This window comes from Pseudobutyrivibrio ruminis DSM 9787 (assembly GCF_900218035.1).
Classification (GTDB): domain Bacteria; phylum Bacillota; class Clostridia; order Lachnospirales; family Lachnospiraceae; genus Pseudobutyrivibrio; species Pseudobutyrivibrio ruminis.
Genome location: NZ_OBMR01000014.1, coordinates 34,123 through 50,221, shown reverse-complemented (window position 1 = coordinate 50,221; position 16,099 = coordinate 34,123). Strand labels below are relative to the sequence as shown.

The following is a 16,099-nucleotide window of genomic DNA, read 5'->3' as shown; positions in this document are numbered from 1 at the left end:
TATTACCTCCTGTTCTTCTTCCCACTACGTCTATTGTAATCTGCTTCTATATTGTCCGACCAGCCACTCTTAGAAAGGTTCTCTGATACCGACATGAAATCAGGACATGCTAAAACGGTATTAATAGCTAAAGAAACACCATCATATACATTAGCTGTTCCCATATCATCAGCAATATAATTAACTGTTCTGTCTTTTCTGAAGCCAAACTTTTGGCCAACAGCATAAGCATCAATATTGGCACCGATAAATATGAACTCCCATCCATACTTCTTTTGCTGCCGCTTAACCATCTTCTGTACTTTCTCATAAGAGTAGTTGCTACTAGAGTTTTCCAAACCATCGGTAGTAATAACAAATATAGTCTTTTCAGGTCTGTCCTCTTCCCTGGCATACTTGTGAATGTTTCCAATATGATGAATAGCACCACCTACTGCATCAAGAAGAGCTGTACAACCACGAACGTAGTATTGCTTGTCAGTCATCTTCTCAACTTTAGCAATAGGAACTCTGTCATGAATCACCTCGCACTCATCATCAAAAAGAACTGTAGATACTACAGCCTTCTCCCCTGTCTCTTTCTGCTTTGCCATCATGGAATTAAAACCACCAATAGTATCTTCCTCTAAACCAGCCATTGATCCACTTCTATCAAGTATATAAACGATTTCTGTTAATCCTTTACCCATAATCTTTTCCTCCTGTACATTTCACCTAATCCTCTCTGCAGCGAGACTTATTTGTTTTGATGGTTAAATAATACACGTCAGAAAATGAAAAATGGTCAACCCACGGTTGACCATCAAAACTTTTATTTTTTATTATTCATCAATTAATTCACCCTCAGAGGTTCCAGCCTCAATAGCTATTTGGGATGCCATCAGCAATACCTCTTTTCTTTCATTGTGCCCACTTTGGATAAACGTTAATAATCTTTTCCTTTCCTCTTGTGTTTCGCAATAATTGAAAACAAATCTAATAAAACCTTTTTCTTGTCTTATTTTTACGAGTTCATCTTCTAATGTTTTATCAAGTTCTGTTTTATTCATATAATCACCTATTCATGAATTTTTTTCATTTTCTGTTGAACGATGGTCCTTTTTGTTACCATCGTATTGATAAAGGAGCTACGTAAATGTACCTCTTTATAAACCCAAATTATTAAATTGTTACCACAGCACTTTCAGCCTCTCCGCCTCTTCCTGTGTAATCTCTTCATAATCCCAATCCTCTCCGATAAGGATGCATGATTGTTCTGGAGCTTCTTTCCATGCTCCGTCTTTCATCTTTCTTTCAAAAAGACCGTCAATCATTCTATATACTCTCTGGGCTGTTTTCTTTGCCTTATCCAGCCCATATGCAAAATACATATCTTCTGGCATCTTTGCGCCTCCCTAGTTGAACGATGGTCACTATTATTACCATCATATTGATATTACATTGCGTATCTACCAAATTTCCGACTCTAAGTAATGTAAAATATTACTCTTTCGAAAGAGTATCTAACCCATAATCAAATAAAACAATATCTATCATAGCAACACTGAACTCTTGCTTCTTAAGGAAAAATGCTACTACTGTATCTGTTTGTGATATAGGTGAAAAAGCATATCCTGCTAATCTCAGGAAATCTTCAGCTTCATCCATGTTTAATCGTAAACCTACTGCTAATGCTAATACCTTTTCCTTTGAAGGCTTTACCTGTCCCTTTAAGAGCTTAGAAAAATACTGTTTTGATATATTTGCTGCAGCATAGACTTGCGAATTCTTTAGGCCCTTTTTGTTAATCAGTTTCTGTAAATGCTTTCCAAATGTCTCTGTATAGATATCACCAAGAATATCTTCTAAATCTTCTGATTCTTCTATTTCACATGCATCATCGTCATCTTCAGCTGCAGCCCCTTTTATAGAAGTCATAAAATCAGGCATACGTAAAACTGAAGATGCTTCTTCTACATCAAGATAATTATCTCGTGCATATTCTTTTTGAAGTGCTCCTTCTACATATAAATCATCTATGTAGCTTTTGACTTCTTTGCCTAGCTCACCAGATATATGTACGGTGGATTTTTCAAAGACAACAAGAGTTATTTCCATCTCATTTTCTTCGAGGAAATCAGTAAAAGCACTAACCGCAATCTCTAGACCTAATTTCTTCGGAAAATCATAAGAGCCAGTTGCTAATAATGGAAAAGCTATGGACTTGCAATTATTATCTTTGGCTAACTTAAGAGTCTTATCATAACAACTTCTTAGTAGCTCAGCTTCACCTTTATCCCCACCTGCCCACCATGGGCTGCTTACATGAATGATGTATTTAGCATTTAAATTAAAAGCAGAGGTAATTGCAACTTCTCCAGGCACTAAAAGACCAATCTTATTGCGCTCAGTCAACAATAGCTCTTTACCAGCCGCTTCATATATGGCCGAATCTACACCAGCTCCAATAAACACGTTTGGATTTGCTGTATTTACTATGGCATCTGCTTTTACTTTAGTAATATCGTTTCTAATAATTTGAAATGGCATATAACTCCCCCATTATATCTAAGGCTGGCAGTTACCACAGGCCTTATAGCCCTGATTAATCAAGTCTTCTCTTGAGCCATGATAATACTGCTTATTTTTCTCTTTCATATCAGTTACTGATTTACAATCAGGATAATGAAATCTCTTAGTGTTTGTATTTAAAACATAATCAGCAGCCTCTGTTTGTGTGAGGGATGATTCTGTTGTAACTTCCTGGCTTTGAATAGGTGTGGCATCACTAGATAACTGACTATCTCCTGTAGCATAGTCAATTACTATTCCAGGCTGAACATTATAGCAATAGACATTAAACATCACACCTTTGCCTTGGTCTTCTACAGAATAAGCTTCCATAAGAACACCTAAAGCTACTAGGTTGTTACCCTCAAACACAGGAGTAACTCTATATAAAACATGGTTTCCAGTGCTATCTACATAGTCATCTACTTCATTCTCAAAAGGAAGCATCCCTACAACATTTAAATATCTTGTGCCAGTAATGAGATTTTTCTCATTGGCGTTTTCGCCACTAAGCTGATAACCAATCAGATGGCATCTGTTGTAAAGGTAGTTTCCGTCTACATACTCATGATAATTTGCTGTATGCCAGCCACTTGGCCTTACACTACCAATCTCGCCACGTTCTTCTGTAGGCATAAGCTCTTTACAGATATTTGCATAAGCAACTCCGCATCTCCCCAATGAATCAAGATTACTAAATATCTCAAAAGCATCAGTACGAACCTTGTCTTCATCAGAGAAATAGGGAATATTATTATTTACAGTAATATATGGGCTTCCTGAATAAGCCGCTATTTGATCTAAAGAAAAATTAGAAGAAGGTATCTCTTCATCAATTGCTGTAGCCGGTGCAACTTCTTCAACCTCTATTTCTTCTACTTCTTCTTTGTCTACCTTATCTTCAATAGCTTTTGCTTCTACTGGCTGTTCAACCTTTATTTGAGGTTCTACATTGCTAGCCTCATTATTGGCACTACCTGTACTGTAAAAGCCATAGCCTGCTACTGAAATAATACAGGCAAGTATGCCTATTAGTAATCTCTTCTTCATTTATGTCCTCCTTAGTGCCGTCTACAATAATTATATTGTTAATGAGAATGTATCTACAAGTACCCTCTATGATTTATTAAAAACCATGCTCTTTCCTTGAATTACATAGTTATCTTTATCACATCTATTAAGAATTATGGTCTCCTCAATTGGTTCACCCATAGTCCAATAGTAGTGGCCATCTAACTCAAAGTAAGTATACTCTTTGCCTGCAAACTTACAATCAAAGCCATTATCTCTGATATATTCTACAAACCATACAAACTCAGCTTGACCATGTTCATCCAGCTCATCTTTTACATAGTATTCATGTGGAGCAAACTTGGCATAAGTTTTAGCAAAGGTCCAAGGATACTTTGATACAAAAGCACGAATCCTCTCATAATCTTCCGCAAATAGAATTTCCTTCATCTCTTCAGATATGTATGATGCTGGCTCAACATATGTAAAACCCATCTTATTCATAGCGCCTCCTATTCCCAGTTACCTGTTACAGAATATTTTTTAGGATACTTTCCATTAAATTCAATCATCTTACAAAAAGCAGCAAACTCTTGGTTTGTCATATGAGCAATGTCCTCATACAAGAGTTTCATATTCAATCTATCATCAAAAAAATACTTACCGGTTGGTTTGTGTACCCATGTCTTATCTCCCATATCTTAAGACCTCCTTTATCATGCTTCTCTTCTAATTCTAAGTGTACTCGCTACAAGGGCTATAAATCGGACAGCTACATGCCTTGAAAAATATGGCAACAAAAGCTATCCTCAATCTATAGTTAACATAGAGGATTGAAGATGAAAAAAGAAACCTTTCAGATTGGGAGTACAAACTGCATAGCATATTCTGATGAGATGCCACAAATACTACTCATTCAGCCAATAGATTCACATGATTATGATATTTTGGATGATGAAATAGCTTATATATCAAGCCATTCTATGACTCCATTTATGCTAATAGCTTTTAGCGTTAATGAATGGAACAAAGACTTATCCCCTTGGCTTGCTCCACCTGTGTTTGGAAAAGTTGGCTTTGGCGAAGGTGCAAATGATAATCTTTCATTTATTTTAGAAAAGCTTCTTCCAAGCATAAGAGATACATATAACCTAACAAACATTCCAACCATCCTTGGAGGATATTCCCTTGCAGGTCTTTTTGCTTTATGGAGTGCATTTCAAACAGATGCTTTTTTAGCTATTAACGCAGCGTCTCCATCGGCATGGTTCCCAGGGTTTATCGATTATGTTAAGGAAAATGATACAGTTTCACGTCATATCTATTTAAGCCTTGGTGATAAAGAAGAAAAAGCCAAAAATCCAGTTATGTCTACAGTTGGAGATTGTATTAGACAACTTTTTGAGCTCTTCAATTCAAGAAATATAGATTCCACACTTGAGTGGAATGAAGGAAATCACTTTAAAGAAGCAGATATTAGAACTGCCAAGGGTTTTGTATGGTGTATTGAAAGGATTTTTAATGACAATTAGAACAGCGACTATAGATGATTTAAATGCTATTACAAGTGTAGAAGCAAAATGCTTCCCACCTGCAGAAGCTGCCACATTAGATGAATTTAAAGATAGGCTTACTCACTATGCCAATCATTTTTGGCTTATGTTTGATGATGACAAGCTTATAGCTTTTGTAGATGGCTTTTGCACTAATCAGCCTGATCTTACCGATGAAATGTATGCAAAAGCTGATATGCACCAAGAAAATGGCATTTGGCAAATGATATTTGGCGTAAATACTCTTCCAGAATATAGAAACCAAGGCTTCGCTGGAGAGCTTATTAAACAAGCCATTTCAGATGCTAAATCCCAAGGTCGTAAAGGCCTTGTTCTAACATGCAAGGATAAGCTAATTCATTACTATTCAAAATTTGGTTTTGTTAATGAAGGTATAAGTGAATCAGTTCACGGTAATGTTACCTGGTACCAAATGAGGTTATCTCTATGAAAAAACTAATTCTGTTCGGAGATTCAAATACATATGGCTATGATCCAAGAGGCTTCTTGGGTGGTAGATATCCTACAGAAGTTCGCTGGACTACTCATGTAAAAGAAGCCCTAAAAGATAACTATGAAGTCATTGAGGAAGGAATGAATGGCCGAATGTTGCCAGAATTAGGCTATGGCTATTTCACAACAACCATTCAAAATCTAACTAAAGAAAATGTCTTTGTGATGATGCTTGGTACCAATGATATCTTGTTAACCAATCATCCAGATGTTGAAGCTACTCTTCAAAGACTTAATAGCATTCTTGATTATGTTAATCAAAACTTTCTGGCTAGGTTTATCCTGATCGCACCACCATATATAAGCGCATCAGATTCTGAACTGGAACTATACCATGACTGCAGTTTACGACTTAATGCAGGCTATATGAAACTAGCAAAAGAGCATAACATAAATGCTATCGATGCTGGAAAATGGAATATAGAGATGGGTTACGACGGAGTTCATTTTTCAATTGATGGGCATAAAAAGTTTGCCGAATCTCTATTGGAATTTCTATCTAGAATATTATGATGTTCGATTGTAAATGAATATATGATTTGATAGACTATACATCGGTGCTACCATTAACGGGTAGGCGGTCGTCCAATTCCGAAGTACTGTGAACTTCGTTTGCATAACCCCGTAGGGGAATCTTCGTAGGAGGACAATGTCATGTTGACTTTATCGGATTTAATAGCTGTAACTAGTTTATGTATTACTTGCTTCAGTCTTGGCTATTCCGTAGGTCGAAATAGCAAGACAAAAAAATAGAACCGCCCAAGCTACCAACTTTGCGGTTCTAAGTAACCATATAAGTTAGGGCGTCCGTCTATCGGTGGCGCCTCTTCTTATTTCCATTATATAGAGAATATTATTAATTGTAAATATATATTGAACTTTTCTAATGCCTTGGCGGCATTTCTTATGGGTTTGAATAGACCACAATTTCACAACTGTAACATCCCTTTTTCACAAATATTTCGCCACTTTGGCATGACTCAAAGGCTATTAGCGTGGCAAATATTAACATCTTAATCGTTATTTTATTTCCCACTTCTGAATTTTCCTAATAAAATGGTAAACCACAAGGCTAAAGTGGTAAAATGAGCGAAACACCTATTAACGTGAGCACAAGTATTGGAGGATAGTTATGATTAAGGTTCTTGCTGATAGCACATGTGATTTGTCACCAGAATTGGTCGAGAAATATAATATTGGTATCATCCCCTTGTATGTCCGCCTAGGAGATGTAGAATACAAGGATGGTATAAACATTACCCCATCAGAGCTTTATGCTTGGTCTGATAAACATGGAGAGACTCCTAAAACTGCCGCACCTAGTGTAGAAGATATAGAGAAATTCCTAGATAAGGATTCGACTGATGAATATATAATCTTCACTATCTCCTCCTCTATGTCTGCAAGCTTCAATAATGCTAGACTTGCCGCAGAAGATCTTGGAATTGAAAATAGAGTGCATGTAATTGATTCCGCTAATCTTTCTACCGGTATTGGATTACAAGTCCTATATGCAGCTGAGCTTGCAGCCAGCGATATGAATGCTGATGATATCGTAAAAGAACTTGATGACATTAGAGATAAAGTTAGAGCTAGCTTCGTGATAGATACTCTTGTATACCTTCATAGAGGTGGCAGATGCTCAGGCCTTGCAGCACTTGTTGGAGGAGCCTTGAAGCTTCATCCACGTATTGCAGTATCAGAGGGTGCTATGCATCCTGAAAAGAAATACCGCGGCAAGGATATTAGATATGTCATGGATTATGTAAAAGATATGGAATCAGACCTATTATCTGCTAATAAGAAGAGAGTTTTCATTACTCATTCCGGCTGTGATAGGGATATTGTTGAATCAGTTCGTGACTATCTCACTAGCCTAAATCATTTTGATGAAATCCTAGAGACTAATGCCGGTGCTGTTGTATCATCCCACTGTGGACCTGGAACACTTGGTGTATTATTTATAGCTGAATAACAGAACATTTAAAGGGTGCCCTTACGGACACCCTAATTTAAACCTCTATAGATATTAATCCTAATGTAAGAGATACAATATTAGCAATGTTATTATTAATATTATCAATCAAATGAAGGAACTTCTCATGACTAATAATTCCAGTCCTTTCACCATTGTGCATGACCTCATGGAAGCAATAGATATTCCCCTTTCCCATATGATTTCTCTCATAGTCAAAGAATAATGCTATTGGCTCATCCTCTCTACAGGTATATAATTGACATTTTTTCATGCATACCAAATCATTAAGATTAGTCGTACTTGATATCTCCTTGCACTTGGAAGGATCATCTGCAGCCTCAAGGATATAATTGATTTTATCCATTTCAGATGAATCATTCCTTGTCCATATAAAGTATGGTGCAAAACAGAGATTCAAATGTTTAATGCTATTTACTATATCAATAACAAGTTTATATTTTTGAGCAAGGATATGATACTCCTGCTCTTCTCTTGTCCTAAATTCACTATGACCTTTTAAATATTCTGGAGATACTTCCAGATACTCACTCAAAGTTGCAATGACATCTTCTGGAATCTTTGCCTTCTTATTGAGCATCCTGTTCACAACCTTAGGGTGATATTGAATCACTTCACCAATCATCCCGTCTGTAATATTTTTCTCTTTCTTCAGTTCCTTAATTCTCTCGTTAGCAGCATTCAACTTTTTTCCCTCCAAAAATGTTACCAACTGTAGTTGTTTCATCAATCAACTCTTGATTTTTCAACGTAAAAACCAAAATCTCGTTGTTCAGTTTGCAAAAACAGGCAGTATAATAAACCCTATTGGTGAATAAAGTGTGATAAATGTTTAAACTTTTTGTTATTTGCGGTTTTATGTAACGTTTTGTTTATCAATGGAGGAGTATATGAACAAGTTATCCGCTGTACATGCCTATAAAAGGCAATTTAATCAGCTCTTGGTGCAGGAGCTTAAATTGCACCTTCCGAACCAACTAATATCCCTTAGAGTTGAAGAAACTGAGGATGAAACGTTAATCTTTGCTCAGTTTGGTGACAATGATGATCTGGCACTTTTCCCTATCGGAGATGATATGACAGTATTTATTGAACTAGCAACTAACGCTCCAGTAGAAGTTGTGACAAACTGGTTCAAGCATTGTACTAAGAACCTAGCTGATGCTATTACCATAGCATATGATGAATTCATCGCAAACTTAACTCTATCTACATCAGTGAGTACACTCATTGATATGGTCAATGAAATCAAAAACAATATTCCTAATAAGAATGTGACATTTGTACGTTTAGAAAAAGAACTTTTTTAAAAAGAAGTTCTTTTATATCGTACGGTATTGTTGTCACGCAAAAAAAATTTTACGACCTGTTTTAGCAAAAGCATATTCTTCAAGTATGCGTTTTACGTCACGAGTATTTACTGTTTTACCTTGTTTCTGGCAGAAAGTTCTAAGGCTGCGTCTTGATATCTTTCTTACCTTACCAGTGACAGTAACATGACACTCTTCGACATGCTTTATAAGAGCATTGATCAGTTCATCGATTTCTTCTTCGGTGAACCTTAAGTTTTTTGCAACTGTTTGACATATGTTTTCTTCTTCAGGACAAATCTTTTCAATAGATATATTTGCTGTTTTATCCTGAACCGTTCTGTTAAGAAAACCATCGTTGCTATCGAAACTAAGAGGACTTGAAATCATGTGGTATATATCGAATTCACCTTTTCTAGCAGAGGTAAGGTTTCTAATCTCTTCTGTAGATAATGATGTCTTCCCATCCATATCACAGATATCATCAAGAGTCTTCTTAATTGTATTCAAACGCTTTTTGGTACCTGCATTGTAGCTAAGAATATCGTTCTTGCTAAATATATCCTCATAGAGAAAATGCATAAGGTTATTTTGAACGTAAGTATAAGTAAGTCCACCAAAAGCATATTTGTCTAATGGATAAGTGCAACATATTCTAAAAAGCTCAATTAGAAGATCGTTATATAGATCTCCAGGTTCAACATAGCGATATCCCTCAAACTTAATATCGTAAACAAAGGAAGTTACCTTGTGTCCCATAAGAAGATACATATAAGTGAAGGCATTTTCAGCACCGGCTTGGCAGGCCTCTATTATGACTCTCTCCTCATCAGAGTTTGCATGGATCATATTATAGTAATTCTCATCAAGCCACTTTGAGCCAGAACTAAGAGACTTGAGACTTTCAACTAATGTACCTTGTCTTTGACTAGCAACATTAATGATTCTGTATCTTAGTAAACACTTGGTCTTCTCTTCCATTTCTTTAATTTCACAGAAGGGTAAGAGATAGGTTTCTCCGTAGTTTATAACTAAAGAATCTACAAGTTCATTTTCCTGCTCAGTTAATTTAAACTCTGGAGCTGTTAACTTCAATGTTTCTTCAAGTGACTTTTCCTTTGCATTCATATATCCATCCTTTCAGAACAATTACACCGTACGATATATGTGCGTTATAAAAAAGTTATATCGTACGGAATTGGAACAAGTTTATAATATCATCCCATTCCGTACAATAATAGTGGCATATTTCATTATATTTTCTCATTTATATCGTACGATATTGTCAATATATAACAATTTTGTACTTAATTCTGTCTTTTTGGATTGGATTTACATCTATGTTTTTATTGTTATCACCCTTAAATAAATATGTTCCATCTTCATTAATAGCATGGACTCGATGTATAACTGTCTCTTTTATAATCTCCGAATTTTCTGCATAGAGTTCATAAGCTGCTATGTCTCCTACCTGTATTTCATCCGCATCCACCTGTTTTGCCAGGACAAACTGGTAAGTACTTATACAAGGCTCCATACTGTCAGACATTATAAGAAAAGGTTTATATCCTAGTAATAAAAACTCACCGTATGCAACCTTGTAATAAATAACACTTACAAATAGTCCAATGGCAATGAACATCAATAGCTTTTCGATTTTCTTCTTCATATCTGTTATGGAATCGTATAGTAATGATCAAAACCACAGGTACTTAAAACAACATTGTTTCTTGGCATTCCTGTACAATGAACCCATAACGCAGATCCATTATCATCATATCCATAGAAGATTCCTATATGTCCTCCTGAACCATTTTTATAAAACACACCAATATCTCCTGGTTGAAGATTCTTTGCTGATATCGCCTTAAGTCCATATCCATTCTGGTCTATGATTCCTTTTGTTGTACTAGTAGGCAGTAGTCCAGAAATTGTTGAGTTATAGCAATACTGAACAAAGCCATAACAATCCACTCCTGCTAATGTCCTTCCTTTTTCATCAGGTGATACTGTCTCTCCTACTTTACCTCCTGCAGAAGTACTAAAAGGATAGACTCCAAATTCAGTGGCCTTACCTCCCCAGTAATAAGGAACTTTACCTACAAGCGAAATAGCATTGCTAACAATAGCTCTTCTTGTATCATCCACATCAATATTGGCCAGCATGGCTGCTATTTCTTCCGGAGTATAAGTAGCTTCTACAATAAAGCCAAATCCACCCATAGGATCTATTCCATAGGCGTCATACCAATCTGAATCATAGAGACTATTGCACCAGTCTATTTCATCCTGTCCCCAGGAGCTTAGCTTCTCAAAAATAGCTCCTGCCATATAATCATGGTCAAAAGCATCCTGCATGAAATAAGTATCAAGATGTATTTCAACGTCTCTATGACCATAGCAAACATTCACAGTATGACCATCACAGTAATGCTCAACCTCATCATACGTGTACAGCTCTGGCAAATGAGTTTTTGAATTAAGTCTAATACCAGTTTTTTGAACTACTCTGCTTTTACATCCTTCTGATGAAGCTGGAGCAACACTGCTATATATATGGCCTCCTTCAGAAGAAATACGATTAATAAAGTCATATGCACTGCTATCGTTACAGCTGTAGCTATATTCTTCACATCCTTCTGCGCAGCAATATATATCTGTCTCAACCAAGTTGTCGTCTGTAAGAGCTGGATTTAAGTATTCCCAATAGTTATCAATTATGTCATCCAGGCTATCGCTTTTCTCCCATTCACCATCTTCACCAACATAAGCAAGGATAATAGCATCTTTTATATTGTTGGTTCCATCGGCCATGAGATTTCCAGCACTGTCTTTGTAATAGATTTTATATCCTTTAGTCCATGTAGTATTTCCATCCACATCTGTCTCAGGATGACCATATCTATCAATACTCTGGCCAGCTGCTACTAGAGTAGTTTTAGGTGTTCCCTCCCCTCGCTTTCTAGCTTCTGCTTTTCTCTCATCCAATAATCCCTGTAAGTAAACAACCTTGTCATATACTGAATTGTCATCTGGCCCCAGTATTGTTGAAGAAGTTAAATGGCTATAGTTCTGCATAGACTGAGTAATAGAGAACATTAATGAGATAAGCATATATGCTGCTATGATTATCATGGATATTGCCAGTAGTATGTATTTCAGTTTATGAATTATAGAAAAGAACTTTCCCACTCCATTTCTGAACATTCTTATTGGAGTCATTCCATAATCAATAACAGTCAAACTTGCTTTTCCTACGATTTTGCCTCCTTTACCAGCCTTCCTGGCAGCAATTGAAGCACTTTTTGCAGCTTTAGATTGAGCGATTGTCTTTGCTGTTGCTGCTGCTTTCTTTTGAGCTTCTTTGAAAGCTTTGACACTTTGTTTATGCTGGAATTTTGCCTTGACTATCTTCTTGGCTGACTTCACCGTATACTTAGCTTTCTCTTTAGCTACCTTTTTTACAGTTGTGCCAGCTGATAATGCTTTATTTACAAGTGCTGTCTTTCCTTTACTAAGTGCAATGCCAAAGCTTCTTCTATAGAGGAGATTATATTTAACACATAATCGATCTAAAGCATTTCCCATTTTTAAGGTAACCTTCATTCCTACTCTCACAGGTAATGCCACAATTCCACACCTATGCTGGCCAATTAAAACTCTATAACCTATATATGTTATCTGACCTGTTTTAATAAGCTTTTCTGCGCCAAGCTTTGCATTATCATCAGCTTCTCTAGTTCTCCTGTTGAACTTGTATAGGGCAAATCTCAAATCTCTATTAACTAGATGTGATGTTAATTTATTTCTTCTTCTAAAGTTATTGAGCCTATCTTGCATCCTGATAGCATGCTTACCAATTTCAGTCACGCCATTCTTTTCAGCTTTCTTCAAGAACTTCTTTATAGTTCTCGAAGATTTCTTGTTCCAGTCAGATACATTTCTAATAGCATCATCCTTTGAATGCATGGTATAAAGCTTTAGAAGTTTCACAGATTCCTTCTTGTTAATAAAGAAGAAATCTGCGGAGTTGATATGCGTCTCGTACTTTGTTCCTTTTACATAGCTCTTTAACTCATCTCTATATAGAAACATTCCCTGATAGAATTCTTTATTTTTAGAAATGATATTACAGTCCTTGCGAGAAAAACCTAAATCCTTCAACTTCCCTTTTAATTCCTTATTGCTCATTGAAGTCAGGCTTTCTATTGTCAGGCTTCTTTCTTTTATAAATTTATCAAGTTTTACTGCAGCCTTGCCTTGGTCATTCAAATGTTGTCTATAGTCGCTGGCTGCAGCTTTTGATGCGCATACTGTAACAGCTTCTTTTAAAGGAATTGCTAATTTCCTTATTTCTGCAGAGCCTTTTGAAAAGTTCGAATCAGATTGTTGTACCGATGCATCATATGCCTGTTTTAAGGTATGCTCATATCTATCAAGATGAATTCCATTGAAAGCATCTACAAATTTATGAAGGCTTTGGTTTTCGCAAGCCTCATTCTCATTATTCAATTGAGCTTTGAATTGTATATCTTCCATAGCTAACTGAATATATTAAAGAAAGGATCATCATTATTTTCAAAGTGATCATTAAAGGCTATGTTCAATGATGGACTTACTATAATACCTTCCTTTGGCTCCCTATCTGTTATGTATGGAACAAGAATCTTTGGTATGTTTAATTTTTCAATAAAGTACTTTCTTTCTATTGGTCCCAATGATAAAATCTTGTGCAGTTGGATTTTCTTAAGGAAATATTCCAATTCAATTACCGCATCATCATCGGTGACAATCTTCACCGGCTCTTCTAAGACCATTGTTATAGGTACTTTCAAGCGTCTACAACGGTCTAAAATAGATATCAAATAATCAGATGTAGTTTCAGATTTCAAGAATTCATCCACGCCATCAAGAAAAACGCATACATTCTTGCAGTTTTTCTTCAATTTTATAGATTGACACCACAAATAGTCGATAGTTGTCAAATATTCAGCAAAGTTGGCAGTTTCAATAATGTTGACTCGCGAATCATCTAAAATTGGAATAGTTGAATCAACAATATATCCTCCAATTGCGCGCCTAAATAGCTCACATCTCTTTGGATTTAGATCTAAATAATCTAAAACCATATTGAAGTCATGTAATTCGTTAACCATGCCCACATCTGTTTCTACTTTCTCGTAATACTCCTTAAGTTCTTCTTTCATGAGTCTTCGATTGTAGAATCCATCCTTTGCTGTAACGAAAGCCTCTAAGAATATAGCCCTCGCTTTCTTAACATCAGTATCTAATCCATAGTCTTCATCTTTTGAAAACAAATCTGGGAAAATACCTTTATACAACTTACAATCAAATATTTCTGTAAATCGTTTATATTTCTCTGCCTTTGTTGTCACGATAACAACAGAAGCATCAGACGACATCAGAGTATTTACCACATCTCTTTTTAATGCATATGTCTGCACCTGCTCAGATCCGCCGGTAATCAAACTTATCTGATATTTATTTTTATCAATGAATATCATGTTATCGTTTATAGCATTTAATCCTTCTAACATAGGTTTACTAGTTTTAGTATTGTTTATGTTAACAGGAAGAATTTTGCTAATTCTCGATATATTAAAGACTCTGGATACATCGATTTTTGTTTCAGCTAAAGGCAGTACTGACTGGAAAGCCTTATCCTGCATATAATCACAGGTTTTAATCTGACATGAATACTTTGAGGCAGATAGCTTTAACATTTTTGTATCTCTTTCAAGTTCCTCAATTGTCTCTGCATATAAACCTATGATGAATGATGCCTGTATAACAGGCTCTTCTTTTGATGCACTGTCCCTTAATATCTCTATAGCGCTTCTGGTAAAACTATCATTTTCACATTCAGCCCTAATAGTTTCTACTTTTGATACTCTCTTAAGCTTTCTATCTTCAATAGTTCGCCTAACAGGGATTTCTAATACATCAGTATTTTCCTTAATAGCTCTTCTAGCTCCGTTATATCCAATCATTGAATCTAAAGGTTGATAACCAACCGATAATATGCTGTTATTGCTTACAGACAATAAATCATGCAGGATAGTATCCGTATTTTCACCTGGTATGTTGTTAATGAAGAACATCCTAACGTAGTATTTCTCTAAGCCAAGTAAATCTCGCCTTTTCCTGTCATACTTTGACGCTGCAATCATTTCTTTCGTAGAGCGTTTCTTAAACAGGGATTTATCAATACTCTTATCAATCCCTGGATTATAGATATCACACATAAGCTCTAATCTTTCAAAGAGATTCATATCATATACTTTAAATCCCGGAATGCACTCTATTTTTTCTGATATCGTCTGGAATAATTCTTCAAATATATGGTTTGCATTATTACAATTATCCGCAACAACCTTTACTGTTAGGATTACATCAGTCTTATAATTGTTATGGCCAACGTCTATATTCTTTTCCAACACATTGTTGTATTTTGAAATCACATCATTTACTATTTGCTCTTTATTCTTTTCAAGCTGAATCTTCTTTAAATATTCAGTTTTATCTATTGCTGCATTTCTAATAACAAATTGAAATGTTGTATTTTTTAATTCCACAAATAACTGAGAAAAAGCTAAATATATAAGCTCCAAATCAACATTAGAATCTGTCTTCTTTTCATTCTCTATTCTGTAAGACTTGCTATATGTTCCTTCAGAGCTGCTAATTATTCCACTGTCCTCATAGCATTTATCATATGGAATCATGCTTATATCTACTTTTCTTTGTTTCATCTTTTCACCTAATAAGTTGGAGGCGCCAATATATTAAGCTTTTTCGCAAAAATCTATTCTATCTACAATAAAAGAAATCTCGTATTTCTTTTCTCCGTCCTTTTCATAGGTGTTATTTCTAACTCCGCCTGATACTAGGACAAGCTTTCCTTTACCTTCTGAAAGGTACTCATCAACAACCTTCTTTGTATTTCCAAAGCATGTCATATTAAAAAAATCTGTTTCTACTTCAGCATCACCTCTTTTATCCTGCTTTACAGCTAGAGGAAATCTTGTATACTTTTCTGCTATTACTGGATCACCAGCAAGGCGTCCTAAAAATCTAAACTCGTTTAACATTTGTTACCTCACTTTCTCTTTGCGCCTCCACACATAAAAGGGACCAAAATTTGA

18 protein-coding genes are annotated in these 16,099 nt (G+C 35.7%); 5 read left to right on the top strand and 13 right to left on the bottom strand.

Annotation, left to right across the window (positions count from 1 at the left end; all coding sequences use genetic code 11):
* Positions 1-2: 2 nt before the first annotated feature.
* From CRN97_RS13100 to CRN97_RS13070, 7 genes are all read right to left on the bottom strand, one after another.
* Positions 3-689 carry a vWA domain-containing protein gene (locus tag CRN97_RS13100; protein WP_097077179.1) on the bottom strand — a complete coding sequence of 229 codons (687 nt, stop codon included), beginning with the start codon at positions 687-689 and terminating at the stop codon, positions 3-5.
* A gap of 132 nt (positions 690-821) precedes the next feature.
* Positions 822-1,049, bottom strand: coding sequence for a hypothetical protein (locus CRN97_RS13095; RefSeq protein ID WP_097077178.1), 228 nt, complete (start codon positions 1,047-1,049; stop codon positions 822-824).
* A gap of 120 nt (positions 1,050-1,169) precedes the next feature.
* A complete protein-coding gene (locus CRN97_RS13090) occupies positions 1,170-1,382 on the bottom strand; it encodes a hypothetical protein (RefSeq protein ID WP_097077177.1) in 213 nt (70 codons plus the stop codon).
* Positions 1,383-1,482: 100 nt separating this feature from the next.
* Entirely contained in the window at positions 1,483-2,529 is a 1,047-nt protein-coding gene (locus CRN97_RS13085; protein ID WP_097077176.1) for a macro domain-containing protein, read from the bottom strand.
* A gap of 18 nt (positions 2,530-2,547) precedes the next feature.
* On the bottom strand, positions 2,548-3,600 hold the full coding sequence (locus tag CRN97_RS13080; protein ID WP_097077175.1) for a DNA/RNA non-specific endonuclease: 1,053 nt from the start codon (positions 3,598-3,600) through the stop codon (positions 2,548-2,550).
* 66 nt (positions 3,601-3,666) lie between these two features.
* Positions 3,667-4,065 (bottom strand): hypothetical protein, encoded by a 399-nt coding sequence (locus tag CRN97_RS13075; protein ID WP_242962105.1) that lies wholly within the window; start codon positions 4,063-4,065, stop codon positions 3,667-3,669.
* Positions 4,066-4,073: 8 nt separating this feature from the next.
* A complete protein-coding gene (locus tag CRN97_RS13070) occupies positions 4,074-4,259 on the bottom strand; it encodes a hypothetical protein (RefSeq protein ID WP_090394397.1) in 186 nt (61 codons plus the stop codon).
* A 141-nt stretch (positions 4,260-4,400) separates the two neighbouring features.
* Between CRN97_RS13070 and CRN97_RS13065 the strand changes: the two genes are divergently transcribed.
* From CRN97_RS13065 to CRN97_RS13050, 4 genes are all read left to right on the top strand, one after another.
* A complete protein-coding gene (locus CRN97_RS13065; RefSeq protein WP_143483270.1) occupies positions 4,401-5,093 on the top strand; it encodes an alpha/beta hydrolase-fold protein in 693 nt (230 codons plus the stop codon).
* Positions 5,083-5,565, top strand: coding sequence for a GNAT family N-acetyltransferase (locus tag CRN97_RS13060; RefSeq protein WP_097077173.1), 483 nt, complete (start codon positions 5,083-5,085; stop codon positions 5,563-5,565). Before CRN97_RS13065 ends, CRN97_RS13060 begins: the two co-directional genes overlap by 11 nt.
* Positions 5,562-6,140: a GDSL-type esterase/lipase family protein gene (locus CRN97_RS13055; protein WP_097077172.1), complete on the top strand. Its 579-nt coding sequence runs from the start codon at positions 5,562-5,564 to the stop codon at positions 6,138-6,140. The genes CRN97_RS13060 and CRN97_RS13055 overlap by 4 nt, the downstream gene beginning before the upstream one ends.
* A gap of 619 nt (positions 6,141-6,759) precedes the next feature.
* Positions 6,760-7,602, top strand: coding sequence for a DegV family protein (locus CRN97_RS13050; RefSeq protein ID WP_097077171.1), 843 nt, complete (start codon positions 6,760-6,762; stop codon positions 7,600-7,602).
* 37 nt (positions 7,603-7,639) lie between these two features.
* Here the strand turns inward: CRN97_RS13050 and CRN97_RS13045 are convergent, their stop codons facing one another.
* Positions 7,640-8,350, bottom strand: coding sequence for a helix-turn-helix domain-containing protein (locus CRN97_RS13045; protein ID WP_143483269.1), 711 nt, complete (start codon positions 8,348-8,350; stop codon positions 7,640-7,642).
* Between the two features lie 163 nt (positions 8,351-8,513).
* Between CRN97_RS13045 and CRN97_RS13040 the strand changes: the two genes are divergently transcribed.
* Positions 8,514-8,933, top strand: a complete 420-nt coding sequence (locus CRN97_RS13040; RefSeq protein ID WP_097077169.1) for a hypothetical protein — start codon at positions 8,514-8,516, stop codon at positions 8,931-8,933.
* Positions 8,934-8,966: 33 nt separating this feature from the next.
* Here CRN97_RS13040 and CRN97_RS13035 read toward each other — a convergent pair whose 3' ends face one another.
* The 5 genes from CRN97_RS13035 to CRN97_RS13015 all read right to left on the bottom strand — a co-directional run bounded on the left by CRN97_RS13035 (position 8,967) and on the right by CRN97_RS13015 (position 16,045).
* The gene (locus CRN97_RS13035; RefSeq protein ID WP_143483268.1) at positions 8,967-10,028 is read right to left on the bottom strand and encodes a hypothetical protein; all 1,062 of its coding nucleotides are present in this window, start codon (positions 10,026-10,028) and stop codon (positions 8,967-8,969) included.
* 190 nt (positions 10,029-10,218) lie between these two features.
* Positions 10,219-10,602, bottom strand: a complete 384-nt coding sequence (locus tag CRN97_RS13030; RefSeq protein WP_097077167.1) for a signal peptidase I — start codon at positions 10,600-10,602, stop codon at positions 10,219-10,221.
* Between the two features lie 5 nt (positions 10,603-10,607).
* Positions 10,608-13,472: a C40 family peptidase gene (locus CRN97_RS13025; RefSeq protein ID WP_097077166.1), complete on the bottom strand. Its 2,865-nt coding sequence runs from the start codon at positions 13,470-13,472 to the stop codon at positions 10,608-10,610.
* A gap of 2 nt (positions 13,473-13,474) precedes the next feature.
* Positions 13,475-15,706 (bottom strand): hypothetical protein, encoded by a 2,232-nt coding sequence (locus CRN97_RS13020; RefSeq protein WP_097077165.1) that lies wholly within the window; start codon positions 15,704-15,706, stop codon positions 13,475-13,477.
* Positions 15,707-15,739: 33 nt separating this feature from the next.
* Complete coding sequence (locus tag CRN97_RS13015; protein ID WP_097077164.1) at positions 15,740-16,045, bottom strand: single-stranded DNA-binding protein; 306 nt, start codon at positions 16,043-16,045, stop codon at positions 15,740-15,742.
* Positions 16,046-16,099: the final 54 nt, after the last annotated feature.